This is a genomic window from Phycisphaeraceae bacterium, from assembly GCA_019636655.1.
Taxonomy (GTDB): Bacteria; Planctomycetota; Phycisphaerae; order Phycisphaerales; family UBA1924; genus JAHBXB01.
The window spans coordinates 772,202-789,901 of sequence record JAHBXB010000002.1; the positions used below are offsets into that span (position 1 = coordinate 772,202).

At 68.1% G+C, this 17,700-nt stretch carries 16 protein-coding genes; 9 read left to right on the top strand and 7 right to left on the bottom strand.

What is annotated here, in order from left to right; all coding sequences use genetic code 11:
* The first annotated feature begins 182 nt into the window (after window positions 1-182).
* The gene (locus KF745_08720; GenBank protein ID MBX3358498.1) at window positions 183-1,490 is read left to right on the top strand and encodes a UvrB/UvrC motif-containing protein; all 1,308 of its coding nucleotides are present in this window, start codon (window positions 183-185) and stop codon (window positions 1,488-1,490) included.
* A gap of 2 nt (window positions 1,491-1,492) precedes the next feature.
* On the opposite strand, the gene KF745_08725 is transcribed toward KF745_08720, so the two are convergent.
* The 4 genes from KF745_08725 to KF745_08740 all read right to left on the bottom strand — a co-directional run bounded on the left by KF745_08725 (window position 1,493) and on the right by KF745_08740 (window position 4,098).
* Window positions 1,493-2,005, bottom strand: coding sequence for a GNAT family N-acetyltransferase (locus KF745_08725; protein ID MBX3358499.1), 513 nt, complete (start codon window positions 2,003-2,005; stop codon window positions 1,493-1,495).
* A 61-nt stretch (window positions 2,006-2,066) separates the two neighbouring features.
* Window positions 2,067-2,546 (bottom strand): hypothetical protein, encoded by a 480-nt coding sequence (locus KF745_08730; protein MBX3358500.1) that lies wholly within the window; start codon window positions 2,544-2,546, stop codon window positions 2,067-2,069.
* A gap of 30 nt (window positions 2,547-2,576) precedes the next feature.
* The gene (locus KF745_08735) at window positions 2,577-3,356 is read right to left on the bottom strand and encodes a hypothetical protein (protein MBX3358501.1); all 780 of its coding nucleotides are present in this window, start codon (window positions 3,354-3,356) and stop codon (window positions 2,577-2,579) included.
* 274 nt (window positions 3,357-3,630) lie between these two features.
* Complete coding sequence (locus KF745_08740) at window positions 3,631-4,098, bottom strand: hypothetical protein (protein MBX3358502.1); 468 nt, start codon at window positions 4,096-4,098, stop codon at window positions 3,631-3,633.
* A 671-nt stretch (window positions 4,099-4,769) separates the two neighbouring features.
* Between KF745_08740 and KF745_08745 the strand changes: the two genes are divergently transcribed.
* The 5 genes from KF745_08745 to KF745_08765 all read left to right on the top strand — a co-directional run bounded on the left by KF745_08745 (window position 4,770) and on the right by KF745_08765 (window position 9,374).
* On the top strand, window positions 4,770-5,147 hold the full coding sequence (locus KF745_08745; protein ID MBX3358503.1) for a hypothetical protein: 378 nt from the start codon (window positions 4,770-4,772) through the stop codon (window positions 5,145-5,147).
* A 21-nt stretch (window positions 5,148-5,168) separates the two neighbouring features.
* Window positions 5,169-6,101, top strand: a complete 933-nt coding sequence (gene folP / locus KF745_08750) for a dihydropteroate synthase (protein ID MBX3358504.1) — start codon at window positions 5,169-5,171, stop codon at window positions 6,099-6,101.
* Window positions 6,102-6,248: 147 nt separating this feature from the next.
* On the top strand, window positions 6,249-6,584 hold the full coding sequence (gene trxA / locus KF745_08755) for a thioredoxin (protein ID MBX3358505.1): 336 nt from the start codon (window positions 6,249-6,251) through the stop codon (window positions 6,582-6,584).
* A gap of 47 nt (window positions 6,585-6,631) precedes the next feature.
* A complete protein-coding gene (locus tag KF745_08760; GenBank protein MBX3358506.1) occupies window positions 6,632-7,771 on the top strand; it encodes a Gfo/Idh/MocA family oxidoreductase in 1,140 nt (379 codons plus the stop codon).
* 184 nt (window positions 7,772-7,955) lie between these two features.
* Window positions 7,956-9,374, top strand: coding sequence for a S1 RNA-binding domain-containing protein (locus tag KF745_08765; protein ID MBX3358507.1), 1,419 nt, complete (start codon window positions 7,956-7,958; stop codon window positions 9,372-9,374).
* 94 nt (window positions 9,375-9,468) lie between these two features.
* Here KF745_08765 and KF745_08770 read toward each other — a convergent pair whose 3' ends face one another.
* On the bottom strand, window positions 9,469-10,365 hold the full coding sequence (locus KF745_08770; protein MBX3358508.1) for a TIGR00730 family Rossman fold protein: 897 nt from the start codon (window positions 10,363-10,365) through the stop codon (window positions 9,469-9,471).
* A gap of 263 nt (window positions 10,366-10,628) precedes the next feature.
* Entirely contained in the window at window positions 10,629-11,795 is a 1,167-nt protein-coding gene (locus KF745_08775) for an alpha/beta hydrolase (GenBank protein ID MBX3358509.1), read from the bottom strand.
* 166 nt (window positions 11,796-11,961) lie between these two features.
* Here KF745_08775 and KF745_08780 point away from each other — a divergent pair, with 166 nt between their 5' ends.
* Window positions 11,962-12,462 (top strand): hypothetical protein, encoded by a 501-nt coding sequence (locus tag KF745_08780; GenBank protein MBX3358510.1) that lies wholly within the window; start codon window positions 11,962-11,964, stop codon window positions 12,460-12,462.
* A 71-nt stretch (window positions 12,463-12,533) separates the two neighbouring features.
* Here the strand turns inward: KF745_08780 and KF745_08785 are convergent, their stop codons facing one another.
* On the bottom strand, window positions 12,534-13,472 hold the full coding sequence (locus KF745_08785; GenBank protein MBX3358511.1) for a hypothetical protein: 939 nt from the start codon (window positions 13,470-13,472) through the stop codon (window positions 12,534-12,536).
* A gap of 228 nt (window positions 13,473-13,700) precedes the next feature.
* On the opposite strand from KF745_08785, the gene miaA reads away from it, so the two are divergent.
* Together miaA and topA are read left to right on the top strand one after the other, a co-directional pair.
* The gene (miaA, locus tag KF745_08790) at window positions 13,701-14,657 is read left to right on the top strand and encodes a tRNA (adenosine(37)-N6)-dimethylallyltransferase MiaA (protein ID MBX3358512.1); all 957 of its coding nucleotides are present in this window, start codon (window positions 13,701-13,703) and stop codon (window positions 14,655-14,657) included.
* A gap of 206 nt (window positions 14,658-14,863) precedes the next feature.
* On the top strand, window positions 14,864-17,668 hold the full coding sequence (gene topA / locus KF745_08795; protein ID MBX3358513.1) for a type I DNA topoisomerase: 2,805 nt from the start codon (window positions 14,864-14,866) through the stop codon (window positions 17,666-17,668).
* Window positions 17,669-17,700 lie beyond the last annotated feature (32 nt).

Genomic DNA, 17,700 nt, shown 5'->3' on the forward strand with positions numbered 1-17,700 from the left:
CTCGACCCGCGACGCGTCCCTACCGTTCCCTCGTGGCCACGGACGACCGCACACCCGACCCCGCCGGCGACCGCGAGGAACCACGCTCGGCCCCCCACGCCGACGCTCCTGATCGCGAGCACCGGCTTGCCGCACTGCTTCGGCGCGCGCGCGGCCTTCCCGCCGTCCCCGGCGTGTACCTCATGAAGGACGCCAAGGGGGTCGTGGTCTACGTCGGCAAGGCGGCCCGCCTTCCCGACCGTGTTTCCTCCTACTTCGTGCCTTCCGCAGACCTGGGCGCGATGAAGCAGCCCATGCTCGACGTCGTCGAGGACTTTGACATCCTCGAGTGCGAGAGCGAGTGGGAGGCGCTGCTCACCGAGAACCGGCTGATCAAGGACATCCATCCCCGCTTCAACGCTCGCCTCACCGACGACAAGACCTTTCCGTATCTCGTCGTCTCCCAGCGCGAGGATTTTCCGCGCGTCGAGGTCACGCGCGACCTCACGGCGCCCCACGCGCAGGGCGCCAAGGTCTTCGGCCCCTTCGCCTCGGCGGGCGCGCTCCGCGAGGCTGTGCAGCTCCTGCAGCGGGTCTTCAAGTTCCGGACTTGCCACCTGGAGATCACCGAGGGCGACCCCAAGAACCTCTACTTCCGGCCGTGCCTGCTGTACAACATCGGCCAGTGCACCGCCCCGTGCGCCGGCAAGGTCTCCAGGGACGCGTACCGCGCCGACATCGCCCGCTTCGTGCGCTCCATCGAGTCCAAGCGTTCCGACCTGCTGCGCCAGATGCGCGACGACATGGCCGCCGCGGCGGCGGCCCTCGAGTTCGAGAAGGCCGCCACGCTCCGCGACCAGATCACGGCCCTGGAGAAGCTCGACCAGCGGGCCCGGCGCAGCGACCGCTGGCAACCCGAGGCCGAGTCGTTCAACCTCGACCCGCGCCAGGGCCTGCGCTCGCTCCAGAAGACCCTGGGGATGGACGAGCCGATCCGGTGCCTTGAGGCGATCGACATCGCGCACCTGCAGGGGGGCGAGACGGTGGGCTCGAAGGTCTGCTTCGTGGACGGGCGGCCGCTCAAGGACGAGTACCGCCGCTACCGCATCAAGTCGGCGAGCAACGACGACTACACGTCGATCCGGGAGGTCGTCTCGCGCCGGTATCGCGATGCCGGCGCCGGGCAGGAGTTGTACCCCGACGTCATCCTTGTCGACGGCGGCCTGGGCCAGTTGCACGCGGCGCTGGAGGCGTTTGACCAGCTTGACGTCAAGCCACCGATGGTGATTTCCCTGGCCAAGAAGGAAGAACTGATCTACGTCCAGGACCGGCATGAGCCGCTCCGGCTGGGCCGCAACAACGCGGGGCTGCGGCTGTGCCAGGCGATCCGCGACGAGGCCCACCGCTTCGCGCAGCACTACCACCACGTCCTCCGGCGAAAGAAGACCCTGAAGGACGCCCCGCCGCCGGACCCTCGCAAGCCGGTCGACCCGCCCACCGCGGGGGCGTGACTTCACACCCGCTTTGTCATGTAGACCTCGTCCACCTCTTCCCCGTTCACGACGATCCCGCCGGGCTCCACGCCCCACGCCTCGAAGCCGAGGCTTTCGTAGAGCCGGCGTGCCGGGCCGCCGCGCGTCGACACGGAGAGACCGATGATCGTCACCCCGGGCCACTGGGACGCGCGCTGGACCGCCGCGGCTACCACTGCGCGGCCCAGGCCCTGGCCGCGGAATGCAGGCTCGCACCACACGCCCCAGACCAGGGCGCGATGCCGCGCCTTCAGACGCGCAAGCCGGTGCACCCCGGCCACGGCGGCTAGGCGGCCTGGCTCGGACTCGGGCTCGCAGGCGAAGATCGCGTTCTCCGGCTTTGCCAGCCATGCCCTCGCCCCCTCCACGTCGGCCGCGAAGTCATCCCCCGGAGAAGCGGTGTAGGCCCATGGCGAATCGTCCAGCATCGCGCGCCGAACCGCGAGGTACGCCGCGGCATCGTGGGTCCCAAGTGCGCGGACGGCGTGCGTCATATGGGCGGACTTTATCGGTGGGCTGCGCGTGCGGCCATGCATGCGATGCTCGCTCGTCCGATCAGGGTCGTCCGCTCTTGCAGCCACACTCCGGGCAGACCGCGCCGGGAGCAAGGCCAGCGAGGCTGTACCCGCAGGCCTCGCAGCACTCCTTGTCCCGACTGGATTGAACGGCCATCCGAAAGGTGATCCCGGCTGCCGACATGGTGGCTCCGATGAGCAGCAGCGAGACTCCCCAGAACCAGTTCACGCCGTGAGCCTCGTGGGTGATGCCGAACGCCAGCGGGATGATGATTCGGTCGTCGGATGCCAGCAGTGCACCTGGCCCAAAGTAGGCCGTGCTCCGGTTGGGCTTGCACACGCCGATCGCCCCGCCAGTGACCCCGACCCAATACTGGTCATACAGGGTGAAACCCCACTCCCGCCGCCAGGAGGCAAACCACCCTGCGCACAACAGAACGCCGCACACGACGAGCGCCGTGCCCAGCGCGGTCCATCGAGCATGGCGCGTGGGGCTGCTCGGTGGTCTGTTCGTGGACACGATGCAGAGTCCTCCTTGCCGAGTGATCGGTCATTCGAGCACGCGCGTGAGGTCTTGGCGATCGCCAATCGGCGGGCCCCTGGCGGGGGTTCGGCACGCCGCCGCGGCGAACGCGTGTCGCGAGTCATCAGTTGATACGGTGGGGGAATCGTGAGCGGGGGGTGCCGGGGGGCGGCGGCCGCCGGCGTCGGCATCGCGGGGTTCGTGGCGATCAAGCGGAATGGAGGTGGAGGGATTGGACGGGAGCGGCGACTCGTGGCGCGGGGCCGGATTGGAGGAAGAGGGGGTCGAGGGAGTGTGCGGGAGGGAGAGGGGGCGGGCTGGGGATAGAGCGGTGGAGTGTTGGGGAGAGGGGGGTGCCGGTGTGGGAGGCCGGGGCGGGGTGTTGCAGGTGGTGTCGGTGGCGCGGCGCGGACCTGGGGTGAAGTTGGCGAGGCGGAGGAGGAGGGCGGCGGCGCGGCGGGCGGTCTCGCGGGAGCGGCGGCGGAGTTCCAGGCCGCGCTGGTCGCCGGGACGGACGGGGAAGTGGGATTCGTCGGCGTTGTGTTCGTCGATGGAGCGGCCCATCGCGATGGTGGCCGCGGGGAGGAAGTTGGAGGCGACGATTCTCGTGCGGCGGGCGATGGTGGATTCGATCTGGTCCAGCCGTTCGGCGATTTCGGGCTCGGCGAACCAAAGGATGAGGGCTTCGACGGTGGTGTGGTGGAGGTCGGCGACGTCGCGGAGGGTGAGGGTGGGGTCGGTGACGGAATTGAGGATCTTGGCCGCGAGGTCGGGGGAGGGGTTGAAGGAGGAGGGGAGGTTGAGCATGACCCGTGCAGAATACGGGTTTTTAACGGTGTGTCAATAGGGTTTTGATAGGAAAGTCAAAAATCGCCTAAGTGGTGAATTGGTGGAGGGTTGCGCGTGGTCTTGGAGGGCGGAGGGTTGCTGGTGCAGAGGGAACCATGCTGGTTCCCTCTGCGACTCCCTCCGGCCGGGAGATCGCTGGTGCTGCGCAGTGATGCCGGAGGGCGGGATTGCACTGACTCAACCGCACAGCCAGTTGAATCGGGTGGACGACGTCGATGTCACCTGCCCGGGCTTATGGGACAACGTGAGGTGCGGTCCAAACCGTCTTGGCTTGTTCGTCAAGCGTGGAGATCTTTGGGAATCCGTCGCAGATCATGAACGCCCTCGGAGTTGCTGATCGGTCTAGAACACCGAAGATTGCGCCGGTCGCGTTCACAAGTACCTGCCCTCGGCATTTCTCCTCTGGATCAAAGAGCAGGACTCCCAGCGATTTATCAGATTTGGCGATCGAAAGCCGTGTATTTGTATCGAAGTCGCGCAGTTGAATGAATGGCATTTCATCCCGCATGCCGAGTGAGAGCGGAACTCTGCCTTCCTTGTCGAAAAATGTGCAGGTGGCCCCTTGCGGCCCATTCTGAATGGAGGCCATCTGGCGGCCCTCCGGATCAACCACAACGAACCTGCACGCCACGATTTCGCCCGGGAATGGCGGTCGAGTGGTCATGTAGTGGGTGGCGGCCGAGAAGGCAACAGCAGCCATTGACAAAGCACAAGATCCGGCGGCGAGGCAACGCATTAGCGACCCCTTTCGAAAAGGGGGGCACGCCCTATTGCGCACCCCCGCCCGACAGCAGGTCCATCACGGCCCCGACAAGGCCAAGGGCACGCAGGAGCGTGCTCCTATTGCCGGGAGTCGTCCGCGTGCCTGTTCCTTGCCGATACTCCGGCACAAGCCGGAGGTGATGGTTCACTGTCGGGAGCAGCCAAGTTACCGGGTCAAGCCTACCGGATCAGGCGCAGGTAGCTCAGCAAGAGGCAACACGATGTAGTCTGCGCCAGGTACATAGTTTGACGTAATAGGATTTTGATAGGAATGCAGAAACTACGCGTGGCGATCGTCTGTCTCCGTCTTCGGAGATTGTCCTGACAGAATACTGCGCGGTTCCGCAGTCTGGAATTGGATGCTAACTGGACCACCTCGGGAATAGCTGCGCGTGACCTACTGCCAAGTGCGACTCCTCCGCCCCTGTCGGGGCGGGTGTGTGAATGCCATGCTCTCCACGGGTTTCGCGACGCTCAGAGCCGCGTCGCTTCACCCGTGGCTACAGGCCGCCGCCCCGTTGGGGCGGGGAGGCCGTGCAGATGGGTGGTGCGTTGGGTGTTGTGGCGTGTTGGGCGGGGTGCTTGACCCATCTTGATTACCATGGTGTCATGGAACCATCGAGGGCGACGGTGGCGCGGACGCGGTTTTTTCTGCTGGTGGCGGTGCGGTCGGCGTGCCTGATGCTTGCGGGCTTCGGCGGGTACTTGATGTTCGACAATCTTTGGCGCGTCGCGTTCGACGTGCTGCGGCTGACGGTGGAGGACAGCGGCAACTGGAACCGGTACACAGTTTTCGATTCGGTCGCCAGGTTCTTTTCGTTCATGGTGCCTGTCGCGTTCGCGTACGTGCTGTGGCGGATGTCGCCGCGGCTTGTGCGGGCGGTGGCGCCGGATCCGGAGTTCGTGTGTCCCAACTGTGGGTACCCGCTGAAGGGGCTGCGGTCGCCCGCATCGTGCCCGGAGTGCGGGCAGGTGCTGGTGCCTTAGATCCCGGTGATGATGGGTGGAATGAGCGAGGACGTGGCTGGTGCGGCGGGGGGCGAGTGGCGGGTCTCGGCGGCGCGGCGGGTGTCGCTGGCGCGGCCGGTGGTGCTGGCGATTCTGAACCTGACGCCGGACTCGTTCTCGGATGGGGGGACGTACCCGACGATTGAGTCGGCGCTGGAGGGGGCGAGGGCTGCGGTGGGGCTTGGGGCCGATGCGCTGGACATCGGGGGGGAATCGACGCGGCCCGGGGCGCGGGCGGTGCCGGAGGAGGAGCAGATCCGGCGGACGGCGCCGCTGATCGCGGCGATCCGGCGGGAGCGGGGGCTGGACCACGTGCCGATCACGATCGATACGACGCGGAGCGCGGTCGCCGCGGCGGCGATCGAGGCGGGGGCGGATGGGATCAACGACGTGTCGGGGGGGACGGAGGATGAGGGGATGCTTCGGCTCGCGGCGGGGGCCGGGGCGGGGGTGGTCCTGATGCACCGGCTGGCGACGCCGGAGCGGGACGTGTATTCGGATCGGTACGGGGCGAACGAGCCGGACTATTCCGGGGCGGGCGGGGTGGTCGGGGCGGTGCGGGCGTTTCTGGCGGCGCGGGTGGGGGCGGCGCTGGCGGCGGGGGTGGCGCGGGAGGGGATCGTGGTGGATCCGGGGTTGGGGTTCGGGAAGACGGTGGGGCAAAACCTGGAGCTGATCAGGCGGACGGGGGAGTTGGCCTCGCTGGGGTACCCGGTGCTGTCGGGGCTGTCGCGCAAGTCGTTCACCGCGCGGGCGGGGGGGCTGGCGGAGGGGACGCCGGCGCGGGAGCGGCTCGCGCCGACGATCGCGCTGACGGTGGCGCACCTCGCGGCGGGGGCGCGGATCTTCCGGGTGCATGATGTCGGGCCGGTGGTGGAGGCGCTGCGGGCGGCGGAGGCGGCGCGGAGGGCGGGGGACGCTGGGGGCGGGTGAAGAGTGAGGAGGCCATTCGCGTGCTGTTTGGAGCGGCGGCGGCATCCAAGCGGGAGCGGACGATCGGGAATGGTGCGGTCTACGATTCCTCCCTAGTCATTCAGCCGCGGGCGTGCCCACTGCAGCGCCCGCCAGGAACCAGAACCCATGGCGAACGCCAACATTGCGGAGATCACCGACGGCAGTTTTCAGGCCGAGGTGCTGGAATCGGACAAGCCGGTGCTCGTGGATTTCTGGGCGGAGTGGTGCATGCCCTGCCGGGTGCTGGGGCAGACGATCGATGAGATCGCTGGGGAGTATGCGGGGCGGGTGAAGATCGCGAAGGTGGACATCGATTCGAACCGGGAGGTGCCGGTGAAGTACGGGATCCAGGCGATCCCGACGGTGATCCTGTTCAAGGGTGGCGAACTGAAGAAGAGGTTCGTGGGCCTGGTGGGCAAGGGGGATCTGGCGGCGGCGCTGGACGACTTGCTGAAGGCCTGAGGCGGGTTCGTCGAGGGGGCGCGGGCTTCACCATTGATCGGGGCCACATGGGCAGCAGCAACGGGAAAGTCGCACCGGTCCGGGCGGGCGTGGGCGGGCGGGACATCCGGTGCGGGGTGATCGGGGTTGGGCGGATGGGGCGGCACCACGCGCGGGTGTACTCGCAGCTGGCGGGTTGCGTGCTGGTGGGGGTGGTGGACGCGAACGAATCGAGGCGGATGGACCTGGCGGACCAGTTCGGGTGCCGGGCGTTCGAGAGCGTGGAGCAGTTGCTGGCCGCGGGGGTGGACGCGGTGTCGATCGCGGTGCCGACGACGCACCACCGCGCGGCGGCGGAGCCGTGCCTGAAGGCGGGGGTGGCGTGCCTGATCGAGAAGCCGCTGGCGCAGGACGAGCAGGAGGCGGGGGCGCTGAAGGACGTGGCGCAGGCGAGCGGGTCGATCCTGATGGTGGGGCACATCGAGCGGTTCAACCCGATCATGCGGGCGCTGCGGAAGGAGCAGGAGTCGGGGCCGCCGATCACGCCGAAGTTCATCGAGGTGCACCGGGTGAGCCCGATGACGTTCCGCTCGGTGGACGTGGGCGTGGTGATGGACATGATGATCCACGACCTGGACGTGGTGCTGATGCTGATGGACGGGCAGGAGCCCGACGAGGTGCACGCGTCCGGGGTGCCGGTGATCACGGAGCACGAGGACATCTGCAACGCGCGGCTGGTGTTCAACCGGCCGTACGGCAAGTGCGTGGCGTCGATCTCGGCGTCGCGGCTGGCGCTCAAGACCGAGCGGGTGACGCGGATCACGGGGGAGAACGCGTACGTCAAGATCGACTACGCGGCGAAGAAGGGGACGGTGATCCGGCGGATGGCCAACGAGATCCAGATGCAGGAGGTCCGGGAGCAGCTGCGGCGCGGCTCGGACCTGACGAGCCTGAAGTGGCAGGAGCTGGTGAACATCGAGAACCTGGAGATCGACGACTCGGAGCCGATCATCGAGGAGATCAAGGCGTTCATGGGGTGCGTGCGGATGGGGTCGCGGCCGGAGATCGACGCGACGGCGGGGTTTGTGAATGTTCGCACGGCGCAGCGGATCGTGGAGGCGACGCGGGCGGACTGGCACGTGGGACCGGGGGCGGGTGAAGGGGGCGTGAAGAGCGGCGCGGGGGCGTCCCGTGCCACGGCCAGGTAGGGATTGCGGGCGTTCGGGGGGGCGTGAACGGTGGCCCGGTGGGGCGGGCGCGATACACTCTTGACTCTGCAGGGATGCGAGATTGCCTCGCGTCCTTTTTTCATCCGGCCGCGGTTCGAACCGTCCGTCCCGTCGAGCCGCCGGGCCAATCAGCAACGACGGACCCATCCCCATCGGCGTCAACATGGATCCCACCCCTTCCACCCAGCCCGGCCAGTCTCATCCAACGTCCAACGGCGATCCATCGACCGACGCGCAGAGGGCGTCGCGCGAGGCGGCGAAGCCGGCCTCGAGCGTGATCGATGCGCAGACCGCCGCGGAGATCGACGCGGCGATGGCGGAGATGGAGTCGGCGGGCGGCGGGTTCGGCGGGGGCGGGGCGCACCAGGTGCCGGCGTCGATGCCGCACGCGAAGCCGCACATCCGCGGGCCGCGGGTGGTGCAGGCGGGGCGTGAGCACCGGACGGGGACGGTGGTGAGTGTGGGGCCGAGCGACCTGTTCCTGGAGTTCGGGCCCAAGGAGCTTGGGGTGGCGCCGCGGGTGCAGTGGCCCGACGACCTGCTGCCGAAGGTGGGCGAGGACATCGAGGTGGTGATCGACCGGTTCGAGCCGGGCGAGTCGCTGTTCATCTGCTCGCGTCCAGGGACGGTGCAGAAGGCGGCGTGGGAGATCCTCGAGATCGGGCAGGTGGTGGAGGCGCGGGTGGTCGGGGTGAACAAGGGCGGGCTGGAACTGGAGGTGGCGCAGCACCGGGCGTTCATGCCGGCGTCGCAGGTGGCGCTGGACCGGATCAACGACCTGTCGGTGTTCGTGGGGCAGAAGTTCCCGTGCACGGTGTCGCAGCTTGATCGCCGCGGCAAGGGGAACATCGTGCTCTCGCGGCGGGACCTGCTGCAGGCGGAGCGGGCGGAGAAGGCCGCGCGGCTGCGCGAGGGGCTGCAGGAGGGGCAGGTGGTGGACGGGGTGGTGCGGAAGATCATGCCGTTTGGCGCGTTCATCGACCTGGGCGGGGTGGACGGGCTGGTGCACCTGAGCGACCTGACGCACGACCGGGCGAACTTCGGCGAGAAGAACGTCGCGAAGCACATCCAGGAGGGGCAGCAGGTCAAGGTGAAGGTGCTCAAACTGGACTGGGAGGCGAACCGGATCTCGCTGGGCATCAAGCAGCTCGCGGCGGACCCGTTCCAGCAGGCGGTGTCGGACATCACGGAGGGGGCGGAGGTGACGGGGCGGGTGGTGCGGCTGACGGACTTCGGCGCGTTCGTGGAGTTGTCGCCCGGTGTGGACGGGCTGGTGCACGTATCGGAGATCGCGCACCGGCGGATCAACACGCCGGGGGATGTGCTCAAGACCGACGAGGTGATCAAGGCGAAGGTGCTGAAGATCGACCCGGAGTCGCGCCGGATCTCGCTGAGCATCAAGGCGACGCTGCCGGCGCCCGAGCCGGTGGCAGGCCCCGGCGGCCCGGGCGGGCGCGGCGGCCGCAAGGGCGGCGAGGACCGCTTCAAGCGGACCGCGGAGGAGATCATGAAGGATTCGCCGCAGCTGCGTCGGCTTCGCGAGAAGTTCGGCAAGCAGCAGTTCAAGGGCGGGATCGGCTGATCTACGGAACGCACGCACGAAGAAACAAACCCCGGCGGCTATGCCGGGGTTTTTCTTTGGCTTTGGCGCGCGGATGGCGGCGCGGGGAGGGGGGTCAGGCGGGGTCGTGGCGGTGGTGGATCTTCTCGCGGATCTCGGTGATCTCCTTGTCGGCGTCGCCCGCGAGGCCGTTCTCGCCGAGGTACCACTTCTTGCGTGGGAGGCCCCAGGTGAAGCCGAACTGTTTCTCGGCCGCCTCGGCGATGATGTCGACGGTCTCCTCGGGGGAGTCGGTGAGGTGGACCAGGTCGAGGTCGTTGGGGGAGATCGTGCCGGCGGGGAGCATGGTGGACCTGAAGTAGTCCAGGAGCGGCGCGTAGTAGTCGCGGCCCATGAGGACGACGGGGAAGTCGGCGATCTTGCCGGTCTGGATGAGGGTGAGGGCCTCGAAGGTTTCGTCCATGGTGCCGAAGCCGCCGGGCATGACGACAAAGGCGTAGGAGTACTTGACGAGCATGACCTTGCGGACGAAGAAGTAGCGGAACTCGACGAAGCGGTCGACGTAGGGGTTGGGGCGCTGCTCCATCGGGAGCTGGATGTTGCAGCCGATGGACCGGCCGCGGACGTCGCGCGCCCCGCGGTTGGCGGCTTCCATGACGCCCGGGCCGCCGCCGGTCATGATGGTGAAGCCGAGGCGGGCGATGCGCTGGGAGGTGTCGCGGGTGAGTTGGTAGTAGGGGTGGTCTTCCTTGAAGCGTGCTGAGCCGAAGACGGTGACGCAGGGGCCGACGAAGTGCAGGGCGCGGAAGCCCTTCACGAACTCGCCGAAGATGCGCGCCGCGCGGAGGAGTTCGAAGGAGCGGGTGCGCGGGCCCTGGAGGAAGAGGCCTTCCTCGATGTTGCGGGTGGATTTGCCCCAGCGGTTGCCGTTGGATGAGCCGTTGGCCCCGGGCTCGCGCGGCGGGGACTTGAGGGGCGGGAGATTGGGGGGGCTGTCGGGATCGTGTGGCAAGGAGTGGACTCCGGGCTCGACTGGGTGAGCCGGCGGTGCGGGTTACTGGAGTCACATCGGGCACATGAATCGCGGGTCTTGAGCGGGTCGGCGAGTTCGATTCGCTCTATGCACGCTGTTTCACGCGGCTCCAGCGCCATCGCACGCCTGCGGGGTGATCGGGCGAGCGCTCGCCGCACTCGGGGCAGATCTCGCCCGGGGCGCACGGTACGGCAAGGACGCGGGTGAAGCACGAAGGATCACGTTCCGCATCTACTGAACTGCTAGCAGCCCCGCGCGGCTGTGATCCAAAGGTTGATGAACGCGGCGAGGTCGGCGGGGGTGACGCCTTCGATTCCATCTACCTCCGCTGCAGAGGTGGCGTTGGAGACCGAGTCGAACCAGGTGTTGACGTAGACGGCGATGTCGGTCGGGGTGGCGACGCCGTCGTGGTTCCAGTCGCCGGGGCCGGGGCAGCGGAGCATGCGGACGAGGAAGGCCCTCGCGGCGGCGTCCGTCTCGGCGCCGAGGGCGCCGTGCCCGGCGCCGGGGACCTGGCGGTAGTCGTTCCAGACCCCAGCGGCGGTGGCGGCGGCGGCCAGCCGCGTGCTCTGGTTGAGCGGCACCGAGGTGTCCTGCATGCCGTGGCCGATGAACAAAGGCGGGTCGTCGGTTGTGACGAGGTTGGCGGGGCCGGCGCTCTGGGCGAGTGCGTGGAGCGCGGGCCACGGGGCCGCGGGGTTGGACGCGTTGTCGCGGATCTGGCCGACGGAGATGCCGGTGGTTGCGGAGCCGAGGAGGCGCGATTCGGGGGACTCCAGGGCGTCGTGGTCGATGCCGGACCCCGGGGGCGTGGTGACGTCGGCGTTCATCTGCAGCAGGTCCGCGGGGCCGAAGTAGTCGACAGCGCACTGGACCCGGGAGGAGAAGGCGAGCGCACCGCCGACGGTTCCCTCGAGCGAGGCCTCGCCGCCGCTGGTGGCGCACATGGCGGAGAGGTGTCCACCTGCGGAGGTGCCCCAGGTGCCGATGCGGCGCGGATCGATGCCGAGCACCGGGGCATCCGCGCGGAGGCGGCGGATGGCGGCCTTGACGTCGTTGATCTGCGCGGGCCAGGTGACCGGCTCGGCCCCCCACTGCCCGGCCTGTGAAGTGAGGCGGTACTGCACGGAGGCGACGGCAATCCCCTGCTGCAACAGCGGCGCGGTGACGCCCGGGAAGGGCAGCGGCGAGCCGCCGCTCCAGCCCCCGCCGTGGATGAAGACAAGAACGGGCCACGGGCCAGTCCCGACGGGCCGCCAGAGGTAGACAAAGGCCTGGCGGCCGCCGATGGTGGCGTACGGAATGGAGACGTCGGGCGCGGGTTGGGCCAGGGCGGGGGCCGCGGCGGCGGCGATGGCGCACACCGGGGCGAGGAGATGCCGGATCAGGCCGTGGCAACGGATGCGCATTGGACAACTCCCGTGGTTGGTCACGAGCCCCTAGGTATGCAGATCAACGCGGCTGGGCGGGGTGGATTGCGAGGGTCAGTGACCAGAGGTAGAGATGGACCAAGAGTTGCGGGCAAGGCCGCGGCCGATCCCCTAGGCTTGTGGTGTTTGGAGGAGGCCAACGGCCATGGCGCGAGACAACGACCCTGATCAACCGGTGGTGGTTGCGACATCAGCCACCGAGGTTGGCGGGGAGGAACTGGTGTCGGTGATCCGGGCCGCGGGGATCGACGCGATGGTGATCGGGGCGATGACGGCGGGGTTCCGGGCGGAGGCGCCGGGGATTGTGAAGATCATGGTGCGGCGGGCGGATGCGTCCGGCGCGGCCGCGGCGCTGCGGCAGGCGGGGGCGGACGCGGCGTCGGTGGTGTGGAGCGATGTGGATGTGGGCGAGGGGGAGGCGTCGCAGGGGGACAACGCGCCGACGGGGTCGAACCGCGTGGCGTGGACGGTGGTGCTGGCGGTGATGCTGCCCCTGGGGCTGGTGCTGACGACGACGCTGAGCACGAGCACGAGCGCCTCCGCGGCGACCCGGGCGATCGGGCCGATCCTGCTGGCGACGTGTGCGATCATGCTGACGTGGCTGTTCACCAGTGCGAGGGCGGAGGAGGGGGAAGATCGGGCGTAGAAGCTCTCGTACGCTTGGCACACCGCTCGTTCCCGCGATCGACACTCACCAAGTCGAGCGTGCGCCGATCTTCACTGAGCGTGAGCGAGTTTCGCGCTGCGATCGGCAACAAATCCCTGCAGGGCGGCCGCGATGTTGAGGGCGATTCGCTCGTCGTCAGCCATGAACAATCCCTTTGCGGGCGATGTGATGGCGACGACGCCGACCACGTTGCTTGACTGAGGCGCAAATATTGGAGCGCACAGGATGGAAGCGCTCGGCTTGCATTGTGCGTCGGCAATGTCCTCGAAGTGCTTGGCCTTCGCCTTGAGATCCGAGGAATCAGAGCACACGACCACTCTTTTCTCGAAAAAACAGCGGTGCGCAATGCCGCTGTCGGCACTCGGATCGCTCACATCGAAGTACCGCTTTGCCGCCTGGCTTGGCCAGTTGTAGAGGAATCGCGGATTGGGAATCACCAGGCGCTGTTGCCGCGGATCGAGGACCCACACCTCAATGCGGATCGAATCGCTAGCGCGGTCATTGCCGCAGATAAGCGGCATCAGCGTGACCATGCTCAGGTCGTACAGAGCCTCGTCCGAGTTGGCAGCACCGAGAACCGCGAACTCGCTCAAGGCGGGCAGCCTTGCTGCGGACAGGCCGGTGCGCTCTGATTTTTGTGCACTGCACTGGCGGTAGATGATGAGCCCGGGGATGGTCGAAGCAACAAGAAGCAGTATCGCCTGGAAGAGCATCTGAACGAGCATCCCGTGCTCATGAAGCCACGAGCGCATGCGGCACCACAGGTACAGCATGGCGATCAGCGGCAGGGTAATAGCCGCCATGAAGGCCCAAAGATCATTCGAGACAAACGAGACCACCGGGCCGGCAGCACCGACAACGCCCGGCAGAAGCAGCTTTCGCAGCCAGTCGATGAGCTCCGTCGCCTTGTTGCCGGCGACTCCCTTCCCGATGTCGGCAAGGAATCCATGGCCAACTGGAGAGATCCGCGTCGAACGGTCGTGACCCATAGGGCACCTCGCTCGAGAATTGGCTTGACTGATCAAGAATTACGTTAGCTGATGCGCGTTCTTTTCTGCGCTGCTCAACGGCCGATGGAGCGGGTATTTATTCTGCCTTTACGTTAGTGTTTCGGAACCTCACCGCACCCATACTCTTGTGGGTCCAGAGGCCACTTCTCGCTTCACATCGATACCGATGGTGATGCCGAGTCTTGCAGATTGATGGAGGCGCCGCCGATGGCGTATGACTCGCGCTTGGCAATCCCGGTGATCGTGGGGCCGACGGCATCGGGGAAGTCGGCGATCGGGGTGGCGCTCGCGCTGCGCCTGGAGCGGGCCCGGGGGGTGAAGGGTGTGGTGATCGCCGCGGACTCGATGCAGGTGTACCGCGGGCTGGACATCGGGACGGCGAAGCCGACGGTGGCGGAGCGGTGCGGGGTGGAGCACCGGATGATCGACCTGGTCGAGCCGGTGGAGGCGTTCAGCGTGGACGCGTGGCTGGAGGGGGCGGAGGCGGAGATCGCGCGGGCGCGGGCCGCGGCGGGGGCTCCGATGGTGGTCGGGGGGACGCACCTGTACATCAAGGCTCTGCTCGAGGGGATGTTCGAGGGGCCCGAGCCGGATGCGGCGCTCCGGGCCGAACTGACGGCGATGGACGCCGGGGCGCGGCGGGCGGAACTGGAGCGGGTCGATGCCGCCGCGGCGGCGCGGATCCATCCCAACGATGTGCGGCGGACGGTGCGGGCGCTGGAGGTCTTCCGGCAGACTGGAACGCCGATCTCGGTGCTGCAGTCGCAGTGGGACGGGGGGCGTGTGCGGGCGGACTGTGTGCTTGTGGTGGTGGAGTGGCCGGTGGAGGCGCTGAACCGGCGCATCAACGCGCGTGTGAAGGGGATGATGGAGGCGGGGCTGCTGGAGGAGACGCGGGCCCTGTGGGAGGCGGGGCGCCTGGGGATGCAGGCTCGCGAGGGGCTGGGGTACAAGCAACTGGTGGCGCACCTGGAGGGGCGGTGCACGCTGGTGGAGGCGGTGGAGGCGATCAAGATCGAGACGAGGCGATTTGCAAAGAATCAGCGGACGTGGCTCAGGAGGCTCTCGGCGCGGCCGCCGGGGGGTGGGCTGGTGCGGATTGATGGGGAGCGGATCGGGGCGGACGAAGCAGCGCAACTCGTTGAACAACAGATGTTTAGATAGCGCTGTTCGGGTCGATGCGAGAGCGGGGTCGGCGGGAAAGGACTTGAGGCCGCGGGACCGATCAGCCGAGACAAGGGTCGACCCGAGCAGGTCCCCACCTGCTTGACAATCGTGTGGTCCGGTCAATACCAACCGAACCCGGTGCCGTATAAGGTTTGCGGCACTGGCGTTGTCGATCGGATTTTGATAGGCTAGTAAAGGCGAATATGGCCAAGGGAACGAGCACATCACGCAAACGGGGGAGTGGCAAGGCCGCGGCTGGAGCGGCCGGGGGAGACGGGGCGGCCGCCGGACGCGGCGGGGGACGCGCCAAGGTGGGTCGGCGCGGCGGTGCGGACCGCGGCGCTGGGCTGGGGAACCGCTCGGTGGCGGGGAAGCAACTGGTGATCGTCGAGTCGCCGTCGAAGGCGAAGACGATCAACAAGTACCTGGGGGATGGGTACGTCGTGCTGGCGAGCGTGGGGCACGTGAGGGACCTGCCCAGCAAGAACCCCAAGGGGGACAAGAGCCCCGTGCCGGGGGTCGACCTGAAGCACAAGTTCCGCCCGACGTACGAGGTGCTGCCGGGCAAGACCAAGGCGATCTCCGACCTGAAGCGAGCGGCGAGGCAGGCGTCGGATGTGTGGTTTGCAACCGACCTTGACCGGGAGGGGGAGGCGATCGCGTGGCACCTGGCGGAGGAGCTGGGGATCGACCCGAAGCAGGCCAAGCGGGTGATCTTCGCCGCGATCACGCGGGATGACATCTCGGAGGCGTTCAAGAAGCCGCACCCGATCGACATGGACCGGGTGAACGCGCAGCAGGCGAGGCGGATCCTGGACCGGATCGTGGGGTACCAGGTGTCGCCGATGCTGTGGAAGAAGGTGGCGCGGGGGCTGAGCGCGGGGCGGGTGCAGAGCGTAGCGGTGCGGGTGATCGTGGAGCGGGAGCGGGAGATCCGGGCGTTCATCCCTGAGGAGTCGTGGCAGATCACGGCGAACTTCACCTCCGAGACAGCCAAGGCGGCGGGCCTGGCGGACGCGTGGAGGAAGATGCTCGCCCAGCGCGACGAGAAGGACAACGCGCCGACGCTCAAGGCCCAGAACGCGTGGCTGGCCGAGCACGGGGGGATCAAGGCCGAGCTGGTGGAGATCGCGGGGGAGAAGTTCGAGCTGACGGGTGGGAAGAACGCGGACGAGAAGTCCGCGGAGGCGATGGCGAAGCGAGCGGCGGAGATCGCCGAGGCCGCGGGGCTGAGGAACGTGCGGTCGCAGTCGAGGGTGGACGAGAAGGGGAAGGGGCCGGCGCGGTGGGTGCGCACCATCAGCGGCGACGCGGACCCGACGACGCCGTACAAGGTGACGGGGGTCGAGACGAAGCGGACGAGCACGCGCCCGTCGCCGCCGTTCATCACGAGCACGCTGCAGCAGGCGGCGTCGACGCGCCTGGGGTTCGGCGCGCAGCGGACGATGCGGACGGCGCAGCAGTTGTACGAGGGCGTGGACCTCCCGGGCGAGGGTCCGGTGGGCCTGATCACGTACATGCGCACCGACTCGACGCACCTGTCGGGGACGGCGCTGTCGATGGTCCGGGAGCACATCCTCAAGACGTACGGGGAGAAGTACCTGCCGGAGAAGCCGAACTTCTTCTCGTCGAGCAACAAGGCGGCGCAGGAGGCGCACGAGGCGATCCGTCCGACGAGCCTGGCCCACCCCCCCAGCCGCGTGCGCAACGCGCTGAACCCGGACCAGTTCCGGCTGTACTCGATCATCTGGGAGCGGTTCGTGGCGTGCCAGATGTCGGCGGCGCAGTGGGACTCGACGGCGGTGACGATCAAGGGCGGGAGGGACAAGGCGCGGGAACTGGCGTTCCGCGCCACGGGCCGGGTGCTGGTGTTCGACGGGTTCTACCGGGTCGCCGGGGTGCCGACGGCGAGCGACGAGCAGACGCTGCCGTCGCTGGAGCAGGGGCGGACGCTGTCGCCCTTCGCGATCGAGCCGCGCCAGCGGTTCACCTCGCCGCCGGCGCGGTACTCGGAGGCGTCGCTGATCAAGACGCTCGAGAGCGAGGGGATCGGCCGGCCGAGCACGTACGCCTCGATCATCAGCGTGATCCAGGACCGCAAGTACGTGGAGCAGGTGGACCGGCGGTTCTACGCCACGGACCTCGGGGAGGTGGTGACGGACAAGCTGGTGGAGGCGTTCCCGCGGATCATCGACATCGGGTACACACGCGACATGGAGGGGGAGCTGGACAAGGTCGAGGAGGACCACATCGACTGGGTGGAGATGCTCCAGCGGTTCTACGGGCCGTTCAAGGAGCAGCTCGAGCACGCGATGGAGACGCTCAGCCACGCGAAGGCGGAGACCCGTCCGGCGCCGAAGGAGTACCGGTGCGCCAAGTGCGGGAGCGACCTGGTGTACCGCTTCGGGAAGAACGGGCGGTTCCTGAGCTGCTCGACCTTCCCGGCGTGCGACTACGCCTGCCCGGTGGACCGCGAGGGGAAGCCGCGCCCGGCCGAGGGCGTGAACGTGGCGTGCCCCAAGTGCGGCGGGGCGATGAACAAGCGGTCGGGGCGGTTCGGGGTGTTCCTGGGGTGCGCGAGGTACAACGACGAGAAGGACCCGTGCGACGGCATCCTGAACCTGGACAAGAAGGGGCGCGTCAAGGCCCCGAGCCCGCCGGCGCTGGTGACGGACCTCGAGTGCAAGACCTGCGGCTCGCCGCTGAACCTGCGCTCGGGCCTGCGCGGCCCGTGGCTGGGGTGCTCGCGGTACCCCAAGTGCAAGGGACGCGGGAAATGGACGGAGGTCGACGAGAAGAAGCGGGCGGCGCTGGAGGCGGCGCTGGAGGAGCACGCGAAGGAGCACCCGGTCAAGGTGATCACGACTCTCGACGGGAAGCCCCTGACCGATGCCATGGGCCGGCCGCTGCCCGATGCGCCGCCGATCGAGCAACTGGTGACGGGCGGCGAGGTGCGGTCGTCGGGGGACGGCGGGGGTGCGGATGAAGAGATGGAGGCGGTGGCCTAGACTCTCCGCAACTTCTTGAGCGGGTCGACGTT

Excerpts from the sequence above, each read along its gene's own strand:
- KF745_08720 (MBX3358498.1), top strand. The coding sequence starts at position 183 with ATGAAGGACGCCAAGGGGGTCGTGGTCTACGTCGGCAAGGCGGCCCGC.
- KF745_08725 (MBX3358499.1), bottom strand. The coding sequence starts at position 2,005 with ATGACGCACGCCGTCCGCGCACTTGGGACCCACGATGCCGCGGCGTAC.
- KF745_08735 (MBX3358501.1), bottom strand. The coding sequence starts at position 3,356 with ATGCTCAACCTCCCCTCCTCCTTCAACCCCTCCCCCGACCTCGCGGCC.
- KF745_08740 (MBX3358502.1), bottom strand. The coding sequence starts at position 4,098 with ATGGCTGCTGTTGCCTTCTCGGCCGCCACCCACTACATGACCACTCGA.
- KF745_08745 (MBX3358503.1), top strand. The coding sequence starts at position 4,770 with ATGGAACCATCGAGGGCGACGGTGGCGCGGACGCGGTTTTTTCTGCTG.
- folP (MBX3358504.1), top strand. The coding sequence starts at position 5,169 with ATGAGCGAGGACGTGGCTGGTGCGGCGGGGGGCGAGTGGCGGGTCTCG.
- trxA (MBX3358505.1), top strand. The coding sequence starts at position 6,249 with ATGGCGAACGCCAACATTGCGGAGATCACCGACGGCAGTTTTCAGGCC.
- KF745_08760 (MBX3358506.1), top strand. The coding sequence starts at position 6,632 with ATGGGCAGCAGCAACGGGAAAGTCGCACCGGTCCGGGCGGGCGTGGGC.
- KF745_08765 (MBX3358507.1), top strand. The coding sequence starts at position 7,956 with ATGGATCCCACCCCTTCCACCCAGCCCGGCCAGTCTCATCCAACGTCC.
- KF745_08775 (MBX3358509.1), bottom strand. The coding sequence starts at position 11,795 with ATGCGCATCCGTTGCCACGGCCTGATCCGGCATCTCCTCGCCCCGGTG.
- KF745_08780 (MBX3358510.1), top strand. The coding sequence starts at position 11,962 with ATGGCGCGAGACAACGACCCTGATCAACCGGTGGTGGTTGCGACATCA.
- KF745_08785 (MBX3358511.1), bottom strand. The coding sequence starts at position 13,472 with ATGGGTCACGACCGTTCGACGCGGATCTCTCCAGTTGGCCATGGATTC.
- miaA (MBX3358512.1), top strand. The coding sequence starts at position 13,701 with ATGGCGTATGACTCGCGCTTGGCAATCCCGGTGATCGTGGGGCCGACG.
- topA (MBX3358513.1), top strand. The coding sequence starts at position 14,864 with ATGGCCAAGGGAACGAGCACATCACGCAAACGGGGGAGTGGCAAGGCC.